Origin of the sequence: Flavobacterium faecale, assembly GCF_003076455.1 — a bacterium.
Taxonomy (GTDB): domain Bacteria; phylum Bacteroidota; class Bacteroidia; order Flavobacteriales; family Flavobacteriaceae; genus Flavobacterium; species Flavobacterium faecale.
On record NZ_CP020918.1, the window covers coordinates 2,687,998 to 2,711,172 of the forward strand.

Consider the following 23,175-nt stretch of genomic DNA (forward strand, 5'->3'; position numbering starts at 1 on the left):
TTAACCCGTTAACACAATTAAGTATGAAAGTTTCAATTATAGGTGCTGGTAATGTTGGTGCCACTTGTGCAGATGTTATTTCGTATAGAGGAATTGCAAGTGAGGTAGTTTTACTTGATATTAAAGAAGGTTTTGCTGAAGGTAAAGCACTTGATATTATGCAATGCGCAACAAATACTGGTTTTAATACCAATGTTTCTGGTGTTACAAATGATTATTCAAAAACTGCTAACAGTAATGTAGTAGTGGTAACATCTGGAATTCCTAGAAAACCAGGTATGACTCGTGAAGAGTTGATAGGTATTAATGCAGGAATTGTAAAATCGGTTGTTCAAAATGTTTTGGAATTTTCACCAAATGCAATATTTGTGATTGTTTCAAATCCTATGGATACAATGACGTATCTAACATTAAAAGCTACGGGGTTACCAAAAAATCGAGTGATAGGTATGGGTGGAGCACTTGATAGTTCTCGATTTAGAACTTATTTGAGTTTAGCGCTTGCAAAACCAGTAAATGATGTTTCTGCGATGGTTATTGGAGGTCATGGTGATACAACTATGATTCCGTTGACACGCTTAGCATCTTACAATGGTATTCCTGTAACGCAATTTTTATCTGATGATGTATTGACGAAAGTTGCTGCAGACACTATGGTAGGAGGAGCAACTTTGACAGGTTTACTTGGAACTTCAGCTTGGTATGCACCAGGTGCTTCGGTAGCCTTTTTGGTGGACAGTATCTTGAATAACCAACGTAAAATGATTGCTTGTTCTGTTTATGTGGAAGGAGAATACGGTCAGTCTGATATTTGTATTGGCGTACCTTGTATTATAGGTGAGAACGGGGTAGAAGAAATCTTGGATATTAAATTAAACGACACTGAAAAAGCTTTGTTTGCGAAGAGTGCAGATGCTGTAAGGCAGATGAATGACGCTTTAAAAGACATTTTGAGTTAGTAAATACATTATATTTTAGAAAAGACTGCAGTTTTGCGGTCTTTTTTTTGATATTAATTAATAAATAAATTGGTTAGTCTTAACCATAATTATATATTTGCTCGGTTTATGAAAATAAGTGGCATCTATATTTTTGTTTTTTAACATAAAAGGCAAGGTAGGGGAACGCTTATCGGAGCTAAATACAAGAATAAATAAACATAAAATAATTAATTTTTAGTAATAATGCAGAATAAAGGACTTATTAAATTTTTCGCAATTCTATTTGCATTGGTAAGTATTTACCAACTCTCGTTCACTTTCATTTCGAGTAAGATTAAAAATGATGCTAAAGCTTTTGCAGGTAACAATCCTGAGAAAGAATTAAAGTATCTAGATTCAATTGGTAAAGAAAAAGTGTTTAACTTAGGATTTGCTGATTTTACTTTTGACGAAGTAAAAGACAAACAAATTAATAAAGGTCTTGACTTAGAAGGTGGTATCAATGTGATATTGCAAATCTCTGTAAAAGATATCTTGAAAGGATTGTCAAACAATTCAAAAAACCCAATTTTCAATAAATCTTTGGCTGATGCTACTGCTAACTTAAAAGGTAATCAAACTTATATTGATGCATTTTTTGAAGCTTTTGCAGCAAATTCAAAAGGATCTGTAAAATTGGCTAGTCCTGATATTTTTGCAAACAGAACTTTATCTGGTGAAGGTGGAATTAATTTCCAAATGTCAGATTCAGAAGTGCAAAAAATCATCAAAAGAAAAGTTGACGAATCTGTAGAAAGTGCTTTTGGAGTACTTAGAAAACGTATTGACAAATTTGGTGTAACACAACCAAACATTCAAAAATTAGGAGAGTCTGGTAGAATTCTTGTTGAGCTTCCAGGAGCTAAGGATGTAGATAGAATCAAGAAATTATTGCAAAGTACTGCTCAATTGGAGTTCTGGGAAACGTATAAGATTGACGAAATGGGTCCTTTCTTAATGGCTGCAAATGATGCCTTGAAGAAAACGGAAGCTACAACAGTTGAACCTAAAAAAGTTGTTAAAGATTCTTTAAGCGCTTTATTGACAGATTCAAAAGATTCTTCAGCTACTGCTAAGGGAAATAATCCATTATTTGACAAAATGTTGTCACAAGGTGGTGGTCCAGTTTTAGGACTTTATGCTCCAAAAGATACAGCAACTATTAATGCTTACTTTAAAAGACCAGACATCAAAATCTTATTGGCAGCTGACCAACGTTACGCTAAATTTGTTTGGGGTATTGCAGAAACGTTGAAAGACAAAGACGGAAAACAAATTGAAGCAGTTTCTTTATATGCTTTAAAAGGAAATAGAGATAATGCAGCTGCAATGAGCGGTGGAGTGGTTACTGGTGCAAATGCATCGTTTGACCAATTAGGAAAACCATCTGTTTCTATTGAGATGAGTGGTCAAGGTGCAAAAACTTGGGAAGAATTAACAGGTAGAGCTTACTCTCAAAAAAGTAACATTGCTATCGTATTAGATGATATTGTTTATTCTGCTCCAGGAGTAACAACTGGTCCAATTTCAGGTGGAAGATCTGAAATTTCTGGAAGTTTTACACTTGACGAATCTACAGATTTAGCAAACGTTTTAAGAGCTGGTAAATTACCTGCAGCAGCAGATATTGTTCAGTCAGAAGTAGTAGGACCATCCTTAGGGCAAGAAGCTATTGACAATGGTACTACATCAGCATTAGTTGGTTTATTATTAGTGTCTTTATGGATGATGGTATATTATGGTAAAGCAGGTTGGTATGCAAATATCGCTTTAGCAGTAAATTTACTTTTCCTTTTCGGAATCTTGGCTAGCTTAGGTGCTGTACTAACATTGCCTGGTATTGCTGGTATCGTTTTAACAATGGGTACTGCGGTAGATGCGAACATCATTATATACGAACGTGCGAAAGAAGAATTGAGAGAAGGGAAGTCACTTTCTGAGGCTGTTCAAATTTCATACAGTTGGACTGGAGCAATGCGTTCTATTGTTGATGCAAACGTTACCCACATTTTAATTGGTGCAGTATTGTTCATTTTTGGATCAGGACCAATTAAAGGTTTTGCTACAACATTGTTGATCGGTATTATTACATCGTTATTTACTTCTATCTTTATCGCTAGAATCTTTATTGATAAAAATATCCAAGGGAAAAATGATTTGTCATTTGTAACTAATTTTTCTAAAAACTTCTTTACAAATTTCCACTTTGATTTCTTGAAAGTTAAAAAGTACACTTATATTTTCTCTGCAATAGTAATTGTAGTTAGTGTATTCTCACTTGCAACTAATGGATTGGATCAAGGAGTTGATTTTGTTGGAGGAAGAACTTTTCAAGTTCGTTTTGAGAAGCCTATTGACTCTGAAGCTGTAAAAGCTGATTTGACAAAAGTATTTGGTAGTGCAGAAGCAAAAGTTTTTGGTAACGACAACCAATTAAAAATTACAACTAAATATAAAGTTAAGGAGCACGGTACTGAAGCTGACGAAGAAGTAAATAAATTGATGTTTGAAACATTGAGTAAATATTATTCTGCTGGATTGACTTACGATAAATTTGTAAATGCTTATGATGGAAAACAATTTGGTATCCTTCAAGCTTCAAAAGTAGGTCCTACAGTTGCAGAAGATATTAAAACGAATGCTTACTGGGCAGTTTTAGGATCATTGCTAATTGTTTTCTTGTACTTATTAGTTAGTTTTAGAAAATGGCAATATGGATTAGGGGCTATTGCAGCTGTAGCGCATGACGTTATCTTTGTATTAGGAATCTATTCTTTATGTTATAAATTCATGCCTTTTGGAATGGAGATTGACCAGCACTTTATTGCAGCGATCTTAACTGTAATTGGTTACTCTATGAATGATACTGTAATTGTATTTGATAGAGTTCGTGAATTCTTAGATGGTAAAGTAAAAGGTAACTTTGGCGAAATCGTAAACAAATCGATTAACTCTACAATGAGTAGAACAATCAATACTTCACTTACTATGATCGGTGTATTATTGATTATGTTCTTATTCGGTGGAGAATCAATTAGAGGATTTATATTTGCGATGCTTGTTGGTATCGTAGTAGGAACTTACTCTTCTTTGTTTATCGCAACACCAGTATTGGTTGATACTATATCAGCTGCCGATAAAAATGAAATAGAAAAACACCACGAAGAAGCTTAATCTTTCTTCCTTAAGTAACATATTTAAGACCCAGCTTTTAGCTGGGTCTTTTTTTTGGATTATATTTTAAACCTCTTTTAAAAGCGTTTATTTTGTTTTTTACTCCATTTTGGTATGAAGATTGTTGACTTTTTTATACTATAAATGGTGTTAAAGTTTTTTAACATTTGTCATTGTTATATCTTTACATTAAAGTAGTTTCACACCTTACCCAAGCCTCGAATTAAATTAGAAGTCATGAATAAGAATTTTTATCAAGTAGTCATCTTTTCGGTTGTATTGTTTTGCGTGAGTTTTTCCGTGGTTGGCTTACCTATAAAGGGAGTAAGTGCAAAGAGTATTGGGAACACGGTAAAAGAATCCGTTGATGATTTGTTACCGCCTTTGGCACCTGTTGCTAATACACCTGTTTATTACTGTCAGAATGCTACAGCAGTAGCACTTACTGCTACCCCTGATACGGGTAATACGTTAATTTGGTACGGAACCTCTGCTACAGGAGGAACACCTTCTGCAACCGCTCCAACACCATCGACAACAACTGTAGGCTCTTTTTTTTATTATGTAAGTCAGACCGATGGCGCTACTGAAAGCCCTAGAACACAAATAACAGTAAATGTAGTTGCTGATAACGGTGCAATTATCTTAGGTCTTACATGTGATGCAAGCCAAATTGCTGCCGCTGATAAAGCTTCCTCGGTCTTTTTTGATTGGGAAAATAATTCATTAATTTCAAATACCTATAACTATACTTATTCTATTCAAGGCGGAAGTCCCGTGTCAGGCTCTATTATTGTATCACATTTACAAGTATTTGGAATGTTACCCGGGCAAAGTGCTACGATGACATTGACTTCGGCAACGCATCCATGTGTACCAGCGCAAACTTTGACATGTAGTGTACCATGCGGTGCAATATTGATTGCTCCAGATTTTGCGTCAATAGCGGCACTTTGTAGTGGTGATGTAGCTCCTGCTTTGGGTACAACTTCCCCAAACGGAATTGTGGGTACATGGTCGCCGGCTGTTGTGAGTAATACACAGTCTGGTACTTATGTTTTTACACCAAATGCCAACCAATGTGCTAGTTCTCAAAGTTTGAATGTAGCCGTAAATCCAGCTAGCCCAGGGTTTAGTTCTTTTGCAATTTGTCAAGGGGATGTAGCGCCTACATTAGCTACAACATCTCCAAATGGTGTAATAGGAAGTTGGTTACCAATGACTGTAGATAATCAAAATACTGCAGATTATACTTTTACTCCAGATGCTGGTCAGTGTGCTTCACCAGAAACCATTACCGTTACAGTGAAGTCGGCTGGTTCACTAATTGATTTTGATTGGGCGGTAACGGAAGCTTTTTCAGATAATCAAGTAATTACGGTCACTCCTTTAACAGTGGCTACTACTCGTTATTTATATCAGTTAGATTTTGGCCCATTTCAGGATAGCCCTGTCTTTGAGGAAGTATCTTATGGTTTGCATTCGATCACTGTAAAAGATGAAGATGGATGCAGCGCGCCAGTAAGAAGAACGGGACTTTTAGTTGTTAATTATCCTAGAGTTTTCACTCCCAATGGTGATGGTTTTTATGATACGTGGAATGTAAGTACCTTGCGAACAGATCTTACTTCTACTATTAAGATATTTGATCGCTACGGAAAGTTTTTGATCGAAATAGCTCCAAAAGGTAATGGTTGGGATGGGAACTATAACGGTAGGCTAATGCCGTCAACAGATTATTGGTTTGTAATCAATTATGAAGAAAATGGTGTTCAAAAAATATACAGATCTCATTTTGCTTTAAAGCGTTAGTATATTACACATAAAAAAAGCGGTTCGTTCCTGAGTAGGAGCGAACCGCTTTTTTTAGTTCAAGAAGTTATTCTTATATCTCTCTTGTCTTTTTAGCTGTGAAAACAAAGTACAAACCGATTAAAATGAAAGGAATACTCAACCATTGTCCGGTGGATAAAATATTGCCTAAATCGCTTTCAAAACCACCTTGACTTTCCTTCACCGATTCTACGACCATACGTACTGTGAATAAAAGGACTAAAAACAAACCAAACAAGTAACCTGATTTTAATCTAGCTTCAGTCTTCCAGTACAAGAAAAATAAAGTTGCAAATACAAATACATAACAAAAAGCTTCGTAAAGCTGTGTTGGATGTTTTACCGGAACCTCGTGTAGCAAAACTTTGAATTGAGGATTGGTAGCAATGGCGTTATAGGCTTCTGTTGGATTTGGAATATTGGTTCGCGCTACAGCATCGTTTGGAGAGAAATAATCACGAACAAATTTAATTCCGAAAGCTGAATCTGTTGCTTTTCCAACAATCTCAGAATTAAAAAAGTTACCTAGTCTAACAAATATAGCACCACTAGCAACAGCTATTACGATACGATCTAGCATCCATAACAATGGACGTTTGATGATTTTTTTGCAAAAGTAATACATCGCAACAATTATCGAAATTGCAGCTCCGTGACTTGCTAGACCTTGAAATCCTGTAAATTGAAAAGGATTGAAACGGAAAGGTAAAAATATTTCAGCCAAATGATTTCGGAAATACTCCCAGTCATAGAATAAGACGTGCCCTAATCGAGCTCCGATTAAAGTAGCTAGAACGGTCCAAACGAATAGAGAATCTAATTTCTCGATGGATTCGCCTTCGCGTTCAAAAATATTTTTCATGATGTACCACCCCAATCCAAAAGCAATTACAAACATTAAGCTGTAAAAACGAATTACAAAAAAGCCTAAATCTATTCCTTCTGAGGGATTCCATACGATATTCAAAGCGTGTGTCATTATCTATAATTTTGGGGTAAAAATACTGTTTTTGTTGCTAGAATCCATATTAATTTGTCATTATACCGACCAATTAAGAACAGTTTAACAAAGTGATTTAACAATTAATGGTCACATTTTTTCTTAGGTACGGGGTCATAACCTGTGCGTCCCCACGGATGACAGCTCAAGATTCTTTTGATTCCGAGGTAGCCACCGCGCAATAAACCATGTACTTGCAGTGCTTCAATCATGTAAGAGGAACAGGTGGGTTCAAACCTACAGGTAGCAGGCGTGAAGGGAGAAATGGCGGTTTGATAGATGCGAACTAAAAATATAAATGGACTGGTTATTTTCATTTTATTTAGATTGTGCCAGAAATTGAAAAAGGTTCAACTACATCTGCAATTGAACCTTTTTGTATATTATAAAGAGAAACTAGTTCCTTCTTTGCCGTCTTTTAACTGAATTCCAATTGCGAGTAACTGATCTCGAATTTGATCCGATAGAGCAAAGTTCTTGTCGGCACGCGCTTGTTTTCGCATCTCGATCAAGAGGTTTACTGTTCCTTCCAATTTATCATTTTGGCTGTTGGTAGCTTTTTCATTTTCTAATCCTAAAACATCAAATACAAAAGCATTCATTGCAATAGTGAAATCGTTTAGATCATCAGCAGTCAACGTTTCTTTTCCTTCTTTCAAAAGATTGCAAAAACGTACTCCTTCAAACAATTGCGCTATTAAGATTGGAGTATTAAAATCGTCATTCATGGCATCATAACACAATTGTTTCCATGATGCGATGTCAAGCGTACTAGTATTGCTGGCTGTTATTTGCGTTAGGTTTTCTAAAGCTTCCATCAATCGCTTGTATCCTTTTTCAGCAGCAACAATAGCATCATCAGAGAAATCCAATATACTTCTGTAATGCGCTTGCAACATGAAAAAACGTGCTACAGAAGCCGAAAATGCTTTACTTAAAATCGTATTGTCACCAGAAAGTATTTCGCCAGGCAAAATATTATTTCCAGTAGATTTTGCCATTTTTTTACCGTTCAAGGTCAGCATATTTGCATGCAACCAGTAATTTACGGGTGTTTGACCTGTACAGGCTTCGTTTTGAGCAATTTCGCATTCATGATGCGGAAATTTTAAATCCATTCCACCACCGTGAATATCAAAATGATTACCCAAATATTTGGTACTCATTGCAGTACATTCCAAATGCCAACCAGGGAAACCTTCTCCCCAAGGAGAGGGCCAACGCATGATGTGTTGTGGTTCGGCTTTTTTCCACAAAGCAAAGTCCTGTGGGTTTTTCTTGTCCGATTGTCCATCAAGATCTCTAGTATTTGCTAGCATATCTTCAATGTTACGACCACTCAAAATCCCGTAATTGTGATTTTTATTGTATTTTACTACATCAAAATAGATCGATCCATTGGCTTCATAACCAATACCCGAGGCTACAATTTTTTTGATAATCTCAATTTGTTCTATAATGTGTCCAGTCGCTGTTGGTTCAATGCTTGGAGGTAAAAAGTTAAATGCTTTCAAGATTTGATGAAAATCAATCGTGTAGCGTTGTACCACTTCCATTGGTTCCAGCTGTTCCAAGCGTGCTTTTTTGGCAATTTTATCTTCGCCTTCATCCACATCGTCCACCATATGGCCCACATCAGTAATGTTACGCACATAGCGCACCTTGTAACCCAAGTGGGTGAAATAACGAAAAATAATATCAAATGACATAAAAGTTCGCACATTTCCCAAATGCACATTGCTGTACACTGTTGGTCCACAAACATACATTCCTACATTTCCTTCGTGAATCGGCGTAAAAATTTCTTTTTCTCCAGAAAGAGAATTGTATAATTTGATCTTTTGAGTACTATATAATGGCATTTTTTTATTTATTTGAAGCTTAATCCTGCTGTCCGCTGTATCTTTTTATGGCAGAAAAAGCCATAAAAAGGATGCCGCTTCCATCAGGGCTAGGGTATTAGGGTAATCAGGAGACAGTAAGTAAATTAATTCGTTCTGTTTTTTAATTTTAAACTAGCCGAATTAAAATTTAGTTTCCATTTTAATGTAATCTAAAAATTCGCGTCTTGTAGACTCTTCTTTAAATTTCCCACCAAATTCAGACGTTACCGTACTGCTTTCAATATCTTGAATTCCGCGTGAGTTTACACAAAGGTGTTTTGCATCAATAACACAAGCCACATCTTCAGTACCCAAGGCAATTTGAAGCTCTTGAACGATTTGCATCGTTAAACGCTCTTGTACTTGTGGTCTTTTTGCATAGTGTTCCACAATTCGGTTCATTTTTGATAAACCAATTACGCTACCTTTCGAGATGTAAGCAACATGTGCTCTTCCTATGATTGGTAACAAGTGGTGCTCACAAGTAGAGTAAAGTGTGATGTTTTTTTCGACCAACATTTCACCATATTTGTAATTGTTGTCAAAAGTAGAAGCCTTTGGTTTTTTATTCGGATTCAATCCTCCAAAAATTTCTTTAACAAACATCTTAGCAACACGATTTGGTGTGCCTTTAATGCTATCATCAGTCAAATCCATTCCTAAAGTTCTTAGAATGTTCTCAACGTCTTTTTTTATCAATTCAATTTTGTCATCGTCGCTTACATCAAAAGCATCGTCGCGTACTGGGTTTTGTGCAGAGGTAGCAATATGATTTTCTCCTATTTCATCCTGCAATTCGTTATTTTGTATCATTAAAATCTTCTATTATAAACGGGGTTATTTTTAAGGAAGCAAAGTTAATTAATAAATTTTAAACTATGTAATTCGACAAAAGTTAAATAAAACTTTTTCTCTAAACAAAAATAACGGTAATGGCCTATAAATTGGCACTTACCGTTATTTTTATGTTGTAAAGCGACTTGAGTTGAACAAGATTGCTCTTCTATTACAATGCTTTTGTATTAAAAAGAGGTCTTATGAACTTACTTTTATAAAAAGTTAGTCCGTTAATTCAGTCTTTTTTAGTCGATTAACATTGGTTTTTTGTACTTGATTGCTTTGTATACTTTTAGTGCCTCTTTCAAGATATGAACAGAGCGTACTAGTTCTTCTTTCTTGAGTACATAAGCCATACGTACTTGATTTTTCCCCATTCCTGGAGTAGAGTAGAAGCCTGCTGCTGGAGCAATCATTACTGTTTCACCTTCTAATTCATAATTTTTAAGTAGCCATTTTGCAAAATGGTCTGTATCTTTTACCGGAAGTTGTACAATGCAATAAAATGCTGCCTTTGGCAAGGTAACTTCAATACCTTCAATTTTTAGCAATTCAGATATTAAGGTATCTCTTCTTATTTTGTACTCCTTAATTGTTTTTGTAAAATAACTTTTAGGAGTGTCTATTGCTGCTTCACATGCAATTTGTTCAATGGTAGGAGGGCATAATCTTGCTTGAGCAAATTTCATTGCCGTTGCAATTACCTCTTTGTTTTTAGTTACCATACAACCAATACGTGCACCACACATACTATATCTTTTGGATACAGAGTCAATCATGATTACGTTTTGTTCTAGACCAACAAGGTTCATAACAGAGTAATGAATGTCTTCTGGATTATAAATAAATTCACGATACACTTCATCAGCGATCAAAAACAAGTCATGTCTTTTAGCCAATTCTCCCAATTGTGAAATCTCTTGTTCAGAGTATAAATTCCCCGTTGGGTTACTTGGATTACAAATTAAGATGGCTTTGGTTCTTGGCGTGATTAAGTTTTCAAACATTTCGATTGAAGGCAAAGCAAACCCATCTTCAAAGCTAGAAGTAACAGGTACTACTTTGGCACCCGACTCTTCAGAGAAGGCACTATAATTTGCATAAAACGGTTCTGGAATAATAACTTCATCTCCTGGATCCATGATACTTCCCATCGCAAATAACAAAGCTTCAGATCCACCAGTGGTAATCATAATATCTTTGGTATCTACATTAACATGCTGTCTTCTAAAAAAGGAAGCTAATTTTTTTCTATAACTTTTATTTCCTTCAGAAGGACCGTAGGCTATTACATCAAGGTTGATATTTTTAATGGCTTCGATGGCTTTTTCGGGACTTTTAATATCCGGTTGACCAATGTTTAGATGGTAAACTTTAAGTCCTTTTCTAATTGCAATTTCAGCAAATGGAGCAAGTTTACGTATTGGAGATTGAGGCATCTTTTTTCCTCTAATAGAAATATTAGGCATGTTACTAATGGTTTGGTACAAAATTGCGAATTTTTTTTTAACTCGCACATTATTTTACCGTTTAAAAAATTGTTTTCATATCGAATTAAATATTCTTTTAAAAAAGGAATATTTCAAAACGAATTTCAGCCTACAATGGCTGTTTTAAGGGGCTAAGTTTGCTTAATCAGCAAGAACTACGTCTCCTTTTATCTTAAGTGGAATTCGACCTCCATCAAAATTAATGGCGTTGGTTTCGACTGTAATTGTTTTTCGAATCGGACCAGGCGTCATTGTGTATTTAATTTCAATTGTTCCCGAGTTTCCTGGTGCTATTGTGCTTGGTGTCTTTGAAATAATGGTACAACTAGGAGTGGACTGAACCGAATAGACAATTAAAGGACTCGTACCTGTATTGGTAAATTCAAATACGCGAATTCCGTTATCGTTATTTTTGTTTATTGTTCCGTAATCAATAGTATTATTATTGGCTTTGAAATCAATTTTAGCTCCATTTTGTGCATATCCAATACTACTTATGAGCATGAATGTGATAAAAGCGACTATTTTTTTCATGGTTTTTTGTTTTGGATTAGTAAAGATACTTGCTTTTAATTAGGACACAAATTTTTATTTCCCTTTTTATAGTGTACTTTATTATTTACTTTTGTTCCCAAAGTGAAATACAACAATTAGACCAATGTCTGAAAATTAACTTGTAGACGTTTTTATTTTATAATAGAAATCAGCAAATTAGCAACCTTAATGATTAATCATAGCAACGATAAAATGACAATTCCAGCACAATTTGACGCCGAAACGATAGAGAATAAGTGGTATGACTACTGGATGAAAAACAACTATTTTCATTCTGAACCAGATCATAGAACACCATATACCATTGTGATTCCTCCACCCAATGTAACAGGAGTCTTGCATATGGGGCATATGTTGAACAACACAATTCAGGATGTTTTGATTCGTCGTGCTCGTTTAAAAGGGTTTAATGCCTGCTGGGTACCTGGTACAGATCACGCCTCTATTGCTACAGAAGCAAAGGTGGTGGCTAAATTAAAGTCGGAAGGAATAAACAAAAACGATCTTACACGTCAAGAATTTTTGAAGCATGCGTGGGATTGGACAGAGAAATACGGTGGAACAATTCTTGAACAATTGAAACAATTGGGTTGTTCATGTGACTGGGAGCGTACCAAATTTACTATGGATCCAGATATGTCGGCCTCTGTTATCAAATCGTTTGTTGATTTGTACAACAAAGGATTAATATATCGTGGGTACCGAATGGTGAACTGGGACCCAGAAGCAAAAACTACTTTATCTGATGAGGAAGTTATTTTTGAAGAAAGACAAGGGAAACTATATTTTCTACAATATAAAATTGAAGGTTCAAATGACTTTTTGACGGTTGCTACTACACGTCCGGAAACTATTTTTGGAGATTCGGCAATTTGTATCAATCCAAATGATGAACGATTTACACATTTGCGTGGTAAAAAAGCAATCGTTCCTATATGTGGGCGCGTGATTCCAATTATTGAAGATGACTATGTAGATATCGAGTTTGGAACAGGATGCTTGAAGGTAACGCCTGCACATGATATGAATGATAAAACATTGGGCGAGAAGCACAATCTTGAAATCATTGATATTTTTAACGAAGATGCTACCTTAAATAGTTTTGGTATGCAATACCAAGGACAAGACCGTTTTGTAGTTCGTGAAGCAATCGCTAAAGAATTAGAAGAAAAAGGTGATTTGTCTAAAACAGAAATCCACTTGAACAAAGTTGGAACCTCTGAAAGAACCAAAGCGGTAATCGAACCAAGATTATCAGATCAATGGTTTCTTAAAATGGAAGATTTGGTAAAACCTGCAATTCAATCCGTATTGGTTGACGGCGATATCAAATTGCACCCAAAACGTTTTGAAAACACCTACGCACATTGGTTAAACAATATTCGTGATTGGAATATCTCTCGCCAATTATGGTGGGGACAACAAATTCCGGCCTTTTACTACGGTGACGGAAAAGAAGATTTTGTAGTTGCAGAAAATATAGAAGATGCGCTAAAATTGGCACAAGAAAAAACGGCTAACTTGCAACTTCAAGCCACAGACCTGAGACAAGATGTTGATGCCTTAGATACTTGGTTTTCGTCTTGGTTATGGCCAATGTCTGTTTTTGGCGGTATTATGGATCCAGAAAGTGCCGATTTTAAATATTATTACCCAACAAATGACTTGGTTACCGGTCCAGATATTTTATTCTTCTGGGTGGCGCGTATGATCATTGCAGGTTACGAATATGCTGGTGAAAAACCATTTACAAATGTATATCTAACAGGATTAGTTCGTGACAAACAAAGAAGAAAAATGTCTAAGTCTCTTGGTAATTCACCAGAGCCATTGGAATTGATCAAAAAATTTGGTGCTGATGGAGTGCGTGTAGGTTTGCTATTGAGTGCATCTGCAGGAAACGACATCATGTTTGATGAAGAATTATGTAACCAAGGAAAAGGATTTTCGAATAAAATTTGGAATGCCTTTAAGTTGATTAAAGGATGGGAAGTTTCTACTTCAATCGAACAACCAGAATCATCAAAAGTAGCTATCGAATGGTACGAAGGTAAGTTCCAACACGTATTGGCAGAGATCGAAGATAATTTTGATAAATACAGAATCTCTGAGGCATTGATGGCTATTTACAAATTGGTTTGGGATGATTTCTGTTCTTGGTTTTTAGAAATGATCAAACCAGGATACCAACAGCCTATTGACAGCGTTACTTTAGCCAAAGCGATAGAAATGCTTGAAAATAATTTGAAATTGTTGCACCCGTTCATGCCATTCTTGACCGAAGAAATTTGGCAATTAATTGCTGAAAGAAGCACAGAAGAGGCATTAATTGTTTCTACTTGGCCAGAGGGTAAACCGTTTAACGCTAGTTTAATCACCGATTTTGATATCACCATGGAAGTGATCTCCGGAATTAGAACTATCCGTAAAGACAAAAACATTCCGTTCAAGGATACTATCGAGTTGAAAGCGATCAATAATGATGCGATTTCGACTTATTTTGATACTATTGTAACCAAATTGGGGAACATTTCTTCATTTGAATACGTAGCCGAAAAAGTAGATGGAGCATTGTCTTATCGTGTGAACTCTAACGAATATTTTATTCCTGTTGCTGGAACTATTGATGTGGAAGCTGAAATTGAAAAATTGACAGCAGAATTGGTTTACACAAAAGGTTTCTTGAAATCAGTACAAGGAAAGTTATCCAATGAGAAATTTGTAGCTGGTGCACCTGAAAAAGTAATAGCAAACGAAAGACAAAAAGAAGCTGATGCTTTGGCAAAAATCGAAACGATTGAGCAAAGTATTGCCGGTTTGAAATAATACTATAATTGATTTATATCTAAAAGGCTGTCCACAAGACAGCCTTTTTTTGCAAAGTACAGTCCAAAGTAGAATTTTCGGGTGCAGAAAGAATCTTTTTCATATTTTAGCTTTGCCTTTCTAGCTGAAATTCAGATTGATGAGGGCTGTTAAAACAACTGTGTTTTTATTTTCGAAAATATAATTCGCATTTATAAAACCAAATACTGTAGTTTGCCGTATATAAATTAGAATTACAAAGCTACCAAGGGTTTAAAATCCTTCGTGGGTGCGTTGATCTACAAAAATTTTTAAAATATAAATGAATTAATGTCAGGGATGTACTTTTGATGCGTCTATAAAAATATGAATGCCGAAACCAATTTAAATTCGACCACTGCAATTTTGCTTTTTGCTCAAACCGAGCAAGCAGAAGCGGCAACAAAAAAAATAAGTTCTTACACTAAGAACAATATTTTGCTGTGGAAAAAACTGAATAGTAAAGCCATTCAAACCGTTAAAAAAACAAACCTACCTTATTTTATCTCAGATGAGACCACGCAGGTAGGATCAAATTTTGGAGATAAGATTACAGCTGCGGTTAAAAATGTTTTTGATCAAGGATTTGAAAATGTTATTGTAATTGGTAATGACTCCTTAGCATTAACAACTTCTTTATTATTGAATGCAGCTCAAAATTTGCAAAATAAAGATATTGTTTTGGGAGCCGATTGGCATGGCGGCGTTTACTTGATGGGATTGTCTAAGCGAAATTTCAATGCTAGCGTTTTTGAGAAGATTGAGTGGCAAACAAATTCGGTTTTCAAAAATTTAACCCACATTTTTCAGCAGCAAACCATCTTTTATCTACCAAGGTTACAAGATTGTAATGATAAAGATACCTTTCAAGATTCTATTTCTAGTTTAGGGTATGCTTCAAAACTGAGAGCCTATTTAATGGCCTTGGTACAAGAGCGCTTATTTTATTTTTTATTCGAAAAAGTATCTTATTTTTCGTCTTATACCACCACTTTCTATAACAAAGGATCACCGGTTGCTATTTAATTTTTAGAATACAAATTAAAATTAAATAGTCACTTTTAATACCATCCATGAAACAATTTTTCATCTGGGCTATGCTTTGCGTTTCGACCTTAGCCATGGCGCAACAAGATTTAACGGTCGAAATTATCGATAACGACGACCAGAAACCAGTAGCAAATATCACCATTAAATTGGCCAATAGCGCCAGAAATACAACCAATTTACAAACTACAAATGCGCAGGGAAAAGTCATTTTTAAAGGAATTGCAGCACTAGATGACTACCAAGTTGTTTTTGCGGGTAACCTTATGTATGCACCTACAAGCTCGCAAATGATTAGCGTGCGCTCGAACGAGAGCCCAACTATAAATTTTATTTTGCAAAAAACTAGTGGTCAACAATTGAACGAAATTGTAATCGCTACGGGATCAGGATCAAAAATAAACCGAAGAGATGCCGAAGTATCTTTCGAATTGAAAGCGGCAGAACTGCAGGAAATTCCAGTAGAAGGAAGAGATGTTACCAGAGTACTCTACCGTTTGCCAAATGTATCTCAAGCAACAGGATTTTATGCTGAAGCAGCAAATGTGAGTATTAACGGCGCAAGTTCGGGATTCACATCTTATTTGATTGATGGTTTGGATAATAACGAACGCTTTTTGGGTGGTCAAAAATTTGCTATTCCGTCAGGATTTGTAAAAGATATTACTGTTTTGACCAACAACTTTTCTGCAGAGTACGGTTTGACCGGGAGTGGTATTGTGAATATTACACCAAAATCAGGTTCTAATAAAAGTACAGGAGAAGTTTTTTACATTACTAGGCCCGGACCAAGCATCGACGGAAAATCTAGCTTTGCCCAAAGAGATTTATCAGGTAATCAAGTTAAAAATGGTTTTGCACGGTATCAATGGGGAGCAGGAGCAGGAGGTGCTATCGTCAAAGACAAAACGTTTTATTATATCAATTTTGAACACACAACAGATGTAAAAGACAATTTGTTGAATGTACCCGCTTTGGGCGTAGCAGAATCGGTGCGTGGTACCAATCAATTTAATTATTTTTCGACCAAAATTGATCAAATTTGGAACTCAAATTTCAACTCGTCTTTACGTGCGAATGTAGGTGTTGTGGATATTGAGCGCCAAGGAGGTGGTTTGGACGGAGGTTCTACATTTGCTTCTGCAGGAAATTCACAGCAACGTAATAGTATTTTATTGGCTTTGAAGAACAGTTACAAATTAGGTGACTTTTCTGGAGAGACCAATGTGCAGTACAGCCGCTTTAGATGGAATTATGCTAAGCCATTCAATCCAAATACATCGCAGGTTACTGTTTTGGGAATAAATGATGAAACGCTAGGTGTAATTGGGAATCCAGGTTATGTTTTTGATGCCATCGAAAACACAGTGCAGTTACAACAAAAAGTAAAATATTACACAGAGAAACACACTATCAAATCGGGATTAAACTTTATACGAGGGAGTCATGTTTTGTTTGGTGGAGGAAATCCAGTAGGGAATTACAGAGTGAAGTTGACTCAGACGCAAATTGATCAAATAAAAAACAGTGGAGTAGGTGGTGCTTTGAATGTAAACGATATCCCGGCAGATGCACAGGTATTAAATTATAATGTAGAATTGAGACCTACGTCATTTGGTAAAAACCAAGATATATATTCGGCCTATATTGAAGATTTATGGTCTGTAACCGATCGATTAAACTTGACCGTAGGTTTGCGTTATGACTATGATAATTTGTCAAAAGGAGGAAGCGATAGAGGAGATTTTAATAACCTTGCGCCACGATTTAATTTTAACTACAAACTGAATAATAATAGTAGTTTGCGTGGAGGTTATGGTATCTCTTATGACAAAATTAATTATGCTGTTTACAGTGATGCATTACAGCAAAACTCGACCTCGGCAAGCTATAAGGTAGAGTTGCAAGAACTTAAGCGTTTGGGGATTTTACCTGCTAATACCAATATTGATGCGATTACCTTCAACGGTAATTTGAATGCGACCGTAAATAATGTAACGTATTTAAATGGTCCATTGGCTACAGATTTGCAAGGGCAAAGAGAAACTGTTTTTTCGAATGAAAGACGTATTTTGAATCCGAATGGGTATAAGAATTCCTATTCGAATGAATTTGCATTGGGGTACCAATTACAATTATCAGATGATCGATTGTTTTATGTGGATCTAGTACACAACAGAGGAGAGAATTTAACCCGTTTGCGTAATCTAAATGCTGCAGCAGAATATCCTATTGACCCAAATAATGTAGTCATTCGAACTGTAGCGCAAGCAGATGCGAGTCGCCCAATTCCGATTGTGAATGGATCAGCGACTATCAACGGGCAAACGTATACAGGTATTGTGAGAAGTGTGATTGTGAGTGAAAACGAAGGGAAATCTCGCTACTATGCGATGAGTTTGAATTATCAAAAAAAGAGAGGTACAGATGATTATTCGTATCGCTTGAACTACACCTTATCATCAAGTAAAAATGACACAGACGGAATCAATTTTAGAGCTTCGGATGGTAATAATTATGCCAACGAATGGGGACCATCTGTAAATGATCGAACGCACAATATTAACGGAATCTACAATTATTATCCGTTCAAAGGGACTACGGTTACTTTTGCTGGATTATTGCAAAGTGGACAACCGATAAACCGCATTCCGCTAGGTTTTGGAACAACTGATTTAAATGGTGATGGCGCCAGTTTTGCAGATGCCTACACCGGGAACAGTGACCGTTTTCCGGGAGAAAGTAGGAATAGCGACCGCTTGCCTTGGAACACTACTTTTGACTTGGGACTACAACATCAATTTGCGGTGGGTGGTGATCGAAAAATAGAAGTGCGAGCTGATATTTTTAATTTACTAAACGCAGAAAATTTAAGTGGGTACAGCAATAACGCTACTCAAAGTAACCAGATTCAAGGTGGTTCAAGTGCTAGTGGTTTGTTTACGCAACGTAATGCTTCACCACCAAGACAGTTTCAGTTTGGGGTACGTTATTTGTTTTAGGGAATAGAAATGGGTAGCAGGGTTTGCGTTAGGGATAGGAGCGGTATCCTTTTGTGAAGCGGTAGCGGAACAAAAGATATAGCGGATAGCCCGACCGCCTTTTTCTGGCGGGAACGCCCAAGTAATGAGATTTATAATTTTAAAGAAAAATATATGTTTGTATTGGATGCAAATAATCCAGCGGATTTGACAGTTTGTTTGACAAATTTAGGATGGTTAGGAACGGATGAAGAGATTACTAGTTTGACCATTCCGGGTGCGGGGAATATGAATTATGTTTTGCGAGTAAAAACAAACCAACGTAGTTTTATTCTCAAGCAGGCGCGTGGGTATGTAGAGAAGTATCCGCAGGTGGCTGCTCCGGCAGAGCGCGTACTAACAGAGGCTGCTTTTTATGATAAAATAAAAGAAAATGACTTTTTGCAACACTTTATGCCCGAGAAATTGGGCGTAGATGTTGCCAATAAACTGGTTGCTATCGAAGATTTGGGACCGGCGAATGATTGTACGGTTTTGTATCAAGATGGCGAAGAATTGTCTGTTGCTTCCTTGGAAAAACTAGTATCGTATTTGAGTACTTTGCATCAAGCTTTTTCCAAAGCTAGGGTGGATGACGAATTGGCAAATGAAGAAATGAGGGTACTGAACCACGAACATATATTTAAGTATCCGTTTATGGAAGAGAACGGTTTTGACTTGAATACAATACAAGATGGTTTGCAGGATTTGGCAGTAGTCTACAAAAAAAGTAATGCTTTAAGACAAAGGGTCGAAGTATTGGGTGGCTTATATTTATCGAAAGGGAAGTATTTGTTGCATGGTGATTTTTATCCTGGGAGTTGGTTGCAAACTGAAAAAGGAATCAAAGTAATCGATCCTGAATTTTGCTTTTTTGGACCAAGAGAGTTTGATTTGGCTGTTTTTATAGCACATTTACATTTGTCGGGGCAAAGCCAGACATTAATTGCTAAGGTGGCTGAGAATTATGAAGGTTTTGACCAATTGAACATTGCCATTTTGAATGGTTTTGTTGGAACTGAAATTATGCGACGATTGATTGGGTTGGCACAATTGCCACTTGAAATGTCCTTGAGTAAAAAGAAAATGTTGTTGGATATGGCTTACGAATTAATTTTAAACGAATAAGATGAAGTATATATTTTATGTAGGATTGTTGGTGTGGGGAAGTCTAGCGCAAGCACAAACAAAGGTGTGGTTTGATACTGATTTGATGATTGGGATGCCCGATGCATCAGGACCTCGAGAAGTTGATGATGCTTTCACATTGATTATGGCGTTGAAACAACCACAAATCGAAATAGTCGGAATCAGTTCTATCACTTATGTGGACTATAGCTACGATGTAATTTATAAATTGTTGCAGTGGCACAACAAAGGAAAGGCGATTCCAGTTTACAAAGGATCACCAAAAGCAGATGATTTGGGTGTTGAAAATGATGGAACTCGTGCCTTGTACGAAGCATTGAAGAAAGAAAAATTGACCATTTTGGCTTTGGGACCAATGACCAACATTGCAACATTGATAAAAAATCATCCGGATATTATTCCGCAAATCGAAAAAATTAGTATTTGCGCAGCTCGTACTCCTGATTTGCCTTTCAATCCAGGTCATGGTAAATTGAATGTATTTGATTATAATTATGAGCTCGATTACAAATCTATGGATGTGGTTTTAGAATCATCTATTCCGCTAGTTTTTGCAGGCTATGAACCCAGTTCGTACACTTTTATTGGGAATATAGATTTGGCTAGTTTGGATCAAAAGGAAGAAGCTGATAAATGGTTGTTTGATATTGTACAACCATGGATGGAGAAGAACGAGAAGTTTTTTGGAATACGAGGATTTATTCCGTTTGACTGCTCTACATTGGGCGTGATCACACACCCGGAATATTTTACGTACTACAAAGACATTCCGATTAAGGTCACTTATAAAAAGAATGATGCATTGAAAGTACAACCGAAGGTTCCTTTTAAAAACTTCTTAGAAGTTTCGTATGAATTCAAAACAAAAAAGAAAGTAGACTATGCACGACGTGCCTTACTTGGTTTTGAAGAGAAAATTCTAGAGACATTAAGCGTTAAGAAATAAAAAGAAAAAATCCCATTTGCGCATTTGCAAATGGGATTTTTTCTTTTTGTGTAAAATACAATGTTATAAACTATATTTTAGACTAGCCATTACTTGTCTAGGAGCAATTGGGTTTGCGCTATAATTTTCATGAACGGTATAATTGAGTTCGTTCGTGATGTTCGATAATTTGCACAGAAGAGAAAGTTTACTCCAAGAGTAACCAATTGAAAAGTCTACGGTTGCATAACCATCGACAGGAACTTCTCTATCTTGAATAAGTAACGTTCCAGGATTTGCGGTGTCCTCAATATAACGGTTGTTCCAACCAGCAATGCGATTCCCGATATAATTACCAATAGCACCAACAGATATTCCTTTTAATGCTCCAGAAGGTATTTTGTAGAAAAAGCTTAGGTTGGCCGTATTGGCAGGAGTTCTAGCAACGCGATCTCCTTCGATTGAATTACCAACAGCAACTGGTGTTTTTACAAAGCGCATATCGTTGTAACTGTATCCTGCATTGATATTGAAACCTTCAAAAGGTCTGGCGGTGATGTCAATTTCAATTCCTTTACTTTTTGTTTGTCCGCTTAAAACTTTTAAAGATGTATCGGTGTTGGCAGACCCATCAGCTTTGAATTGAGCAGTTTGAACTAAATTATTGTTCGAAATTTGATAAACGGTAACATTAGTACTTAGAATTCCTCTCCAGAAATCTGTTTTGATTCCGGCCTCATATTGATCAATGATCGAAGGTTTTACAGGTTGTAAATCTACTGTTGTACCCGACGTATTTGGTGTAAAAGAGTTGGAGTAGCTTGAGAAGATAGTGATATCTCTTGTTGGTTGGTATACAAGCCCAACTTTTGGTGAGAAAGCATTATCCAAACGTTTTGGAGCAACAGTTGGAGTATTATTTTCTGGTGCTACCGTTTGAAACTTGTTGACAAGCGTTTCCTTGTAAGTAGATGCTTCTGACTCAATCCATGACCAACGAATACCTGCTAGTACTTTGAATTTATCGGTAAGCGATATCAGATCTTGAAAGTAGGCACCAAAACGTTGTGAGTCAGTATTTACTATTTGAGTAGCTCTGGAGTCAAATGGAGCCACAGTACTTTCTGCACTTAGATCATAATTGAACAAATTGATTGCTGTATCTTCAGTCGATTTTGTATTTCCTGCAGCATCAAAGAAAGCATAGGTGTAGGCAATAGCCAAGGATTTTTCGTAATCGATTCCGGTGAAAATTTGATGTTTAATAGTACCCGTGTTGAAGGTACCCTGAAGACTCAATTGATCACCAAAAATGCGTTCTTTGTTGTTACTTTGTGTTAACGGTCTGTTCCAATCACCTCTATTGGCATAGGTTTCAAGACCATACATTTGTGCGGTAGATTTAGAGCGGCGGTCATAATTTTGATACGAAGTATTAAAATTAAGTTTCCAGTTTTTATTAAAATCATGATTTACCAAAGCAGAAATGCTAGACGATTTTGTATTTCCTGTAGACCATAATGCACCGTAATAATTAGATCTAGGTAGATCCAAAATTTCTTTACCAATAATTCCTGTTCCAAAATCGGGAGTCCAGTCAGCGCTTAGATAATCACCTTGAACCGTAATTTGAGTTTGATCACTAATATTGAATAAAAGTGAAGGGTTGTAATAGATGCGTTCATTTTTAACAACATCTCTGAAACTAGCTGATTTCTCATAAGATCCTGTAAAACGGTAGGCAATAGATTTATTCAAAGGACCATAAAAATCAACAGTGGGTTTGTAAAAGTCATAACTCCCAGCTTGGAAGTTGATTTCGCCTCCTTTTGTAAACTGCGGTGTTTTGGTAACCATGTTCAGTATTCCGCCGGGAGCTACATTTCCAAAAAGTAGTGCAGCGCTCCCTTTTAAAAATTCAACACGTTCAAGTGAAGATACTTCGGGAATTGATCCTGCATTGTATCTAAAACCGTTTTTCAACATATTATTGGCAGACATATCATAACCTCTAGACCACAGTGATTCTTGTGCACCCCCTCGAGCAGATCCAACATATACACCATTTGCGTTTTTGATAACATCGCTTAACCTGATAGCTTGTTGTTGTGCTATGATTTCGCTACCAATTACCTGCACACTTTGCGGAAGATCCATGATTTTGATTCCTGAACGTGCTGCAGATACTGGTTTTGGTGTTTTGTTGGTTGTTACGGTAACTTCACGCAATATCTCTCCTTTTTTGTTTCTTATGGTATCATGATCAATAGTATAATAATCATATTTTGCAGTGGGTGCGCTATGGTATGCCACCTCTTGTGCTTGCAATTTTAGGCTAATAAGTGTTAAGGTCGAAAGTAAAAATAAGCTCTTCATTTTATTTAGATTAATTAAAAATAACGATTTTTGTGCAAATATATAATGGTATTATTGATTGC

Annotated in this window: 15 protein-coding genes; 8 read left to right on the forward strand and 7 right to left on the reverse strand. The window is 36.3% G+C overall.

Annotated features, from left to right (window positions below):
* Nucleotides 1-23 precede the first annotated feature (23 nt).
* From mdh to FFWV33_RS11575, 3 genes are all read left to right on the forward strand, one after another.
* Nucleotides 24-959, forward strand: a complete 936-nt coding sequence (mdh, locus tag FFWV33_RS11565; protein WP_108741038.1) for a malate dehydrogenase — start codon at nucleotides 24-26, stop codon at nucleotides 957-959.
* A 225-nt stretch (nucleotides 960-1,184) separates the two neighbouring features.
* On the forward strand, nucleotides 1,185-4,154 hold the full coding sequence (gene secDF, locus FFWV33_RS11570; protein ID WP_108741039.1) for a protein translocase subunit SecDF: 2,970 nt from the start codon (nucleotides 1,185-1,187) through the stop codon (nucleotides 4,152-4,154).
* Nucleotides 4,155-4,391: 237 nt separating this feature from the next.
* Nucleotides 4,392-5,966, forward strand: a complete 1,575-nt coding sequence (locus tag FFWV33_RS11575) for a T9SS type B sorting domain-containing protein (RefSeq protein ID WP_108741040.1) — start codon at nucleotides 4,392-4,394, stop codon at nucleotides 5,964-5,966.
* A 73-nt stretch (nucleotides 5,967-6,039) separates the two neighbouring features.
* On the opposite strand, the gene lgt is transcribed toward FFWV33_RS11575, so the two are convergent.
* From lgt to FFWV33_RS11605, 6 genes are all read right to left on the reverse strand, one after another.
* Nucleotides 6,040-6,966, reverse strand: coding sequence for a prolipoprotein diacylglyceryl transferase (gene lgt, locus FFWV33_RS11580; protein WP_108741041.1), 927 nt, complete (start codon nucleotides 6,964-6,966; stop codon nucleotides 6,040-6,042).
* Between the two features lie 104 nt (nucleotides 6,967-7,070).
* Nucleotides 7,071-7,304 carry a membrane protein insertion efficiency factor YidD gene (gene yidD / locus FFWV33_RS11585; RefSeq protein ID WP_108741042.1) on the reverse strand — a complete coding sequence of 78 codons (234 nt, stop codon included), beginning with the start codon at nucleotides 7,302-7,304 and terminating at the stop codon, nucleotides 7,071-7,073.
* 66 nt (nucleotides 7,305-7,370) lie between these two features.
* Nucleotides 7,371-8,849 (reverse strand): cysteine--tRNA ligase, encoded by a 1,479-nt coding sequence (cysS, locus tag FFWV33_RS11590; protein ID WP_108741043.1) that lies wholly within the window; start codon nucleotides 8,847-8,849, stop codon nucleotides 7,371-7,373.
* A 162-nt stretch (nucleotides 8,850-9,011) separates the two neighbouring features.
* Entirely contained in the window at nucleotides 9,012-9,683 is a 672-nt protein-coding gene (gene folE / locus FFWV33_RS11595; protein WP_108741044.1) for a GTP cyclohydrolase I FolE, read from the reverse strand.
* A 269-nt stretch (nucleotides 9,684-9,952) separates the two neighbouring features.
* The gene (locus FFWV33_RS11600) at nucleotides 9,953-11,176 is read right to left on the reverse strand and encodes a pyridoxal phosphate-dependent aminotransferase (RefSeq protein WP_108741045.1); all 1,224 of its coding nucleotides are present in this window, start codon (nucleotides 11,174-11,176) and stop codon (nucleotides 9,953-9,955) included.
* 162 nt (nucleotides 11,177-11,338) lie between these two features.
* Nucleotides 11,339-11,731, reverse strand: coding sequence for a DUF1573 domain-containing protein (locus tag FFWV33_RS11605; RefSeq protein ID WP_108741046.1), 393 nt, complete (start codon nucleotides 11,729-11,731; stop codon nucleotides 11,339-11,341).
* A gap of 213 nt (nucleotides 11,732-11,944) precedes the next feature.
* On the opposite strand from FFWV33_RS11605, the gene FFWV33_RS11610 reads away from it, so the two are divergent.
* The 5 genes from FFWV33_RS11610 to FFWV33_RS11630 all read left to right on the forward strand — a co-directional run bounded on the left by FFWV33_RS11610 (nucleotide 11,945) and on the right by FFWV33_RS11630 (nucleotide 20,758).
* A complete protein-coding gene (locus tag FFWV33_RS11610; RefSeq protein WP_108742536.1) occupies nucleotides 11,945-14,578 on the forward strand; it encodes a valine--tRNA ligase in 2,634 nt (877 codons plus the stop codon).
* Nucleotides 14,579-14,923: 345 nt separating this feature from the next.
* Nucleotides 14,924-15,622, forward strand: coding sequence for a DUF2064 domain-containing protein (locus FFWV33_RS11615; protein ID WP_108741047.1), 699 nt, complete (start codon nucleotides 14,924-14,926; stop codon nucleotides 15,620-15,622).
* Between the two features lie 47 nt (nucleotides 15,623-15,669).
* The gene (locus tag FFWV33_RS11620; protein WP_108741048.1) at nucleotides 15,670-18,645 is read left to right on the forward strand and encodes a TonB-dependent receptor; all 2,976 of its coding nucleotides are present in this window, start codon (nucleotides 15,670-15,672) and stop codon (nucleotides 18,643-18,645) included.
* Between the two features lie 153 nt (nucleotides 18,646-18,798).
* The gene (locus FFWV33_RS11625; RefSeq protein ID WP_108741049.1) at nucleotides 18,799-19,791 is read left to right on the forward strand and encodes a phosphotransferase; all 993 of its coding nucleotides are present in this window, start codon (nucleotides 18,799-18,801) and stop codon (nucleotides 19,789-19,791) included.
* Between the two features lies 1 nt (nucleotide 19,792).
* Entirely contained in the window at nucleotides 19,793-20,758 is a 966-nt protein-coding gene (locus FFWV33_RS11630; RefSeq protein WP_108741050.1) for a nucleoside hydrolase, read from the forward strand.
* Between the two features lie 63 nt (nucleotides 20,759-20,821).
* Here the strand turns inward: FFWV33_RS11630 and FFWV33_RS11635 are convergent, their stop codons facing one another.
* On the reverse strand, nucleotides 20,822-23,113 hold the full coding sequence (locus FFWV33_RS11635; RefSeq protein WP_108741051.1) for a TonB-dependent siderophore receptor: 2,292 nt from the start codon (nucleotides 23,111-23,113) through the stop codon (nucleotides 20,822-20,824).
* Nucleotides 23,114-23,175 lie beyond the last annotated feature (62 nt).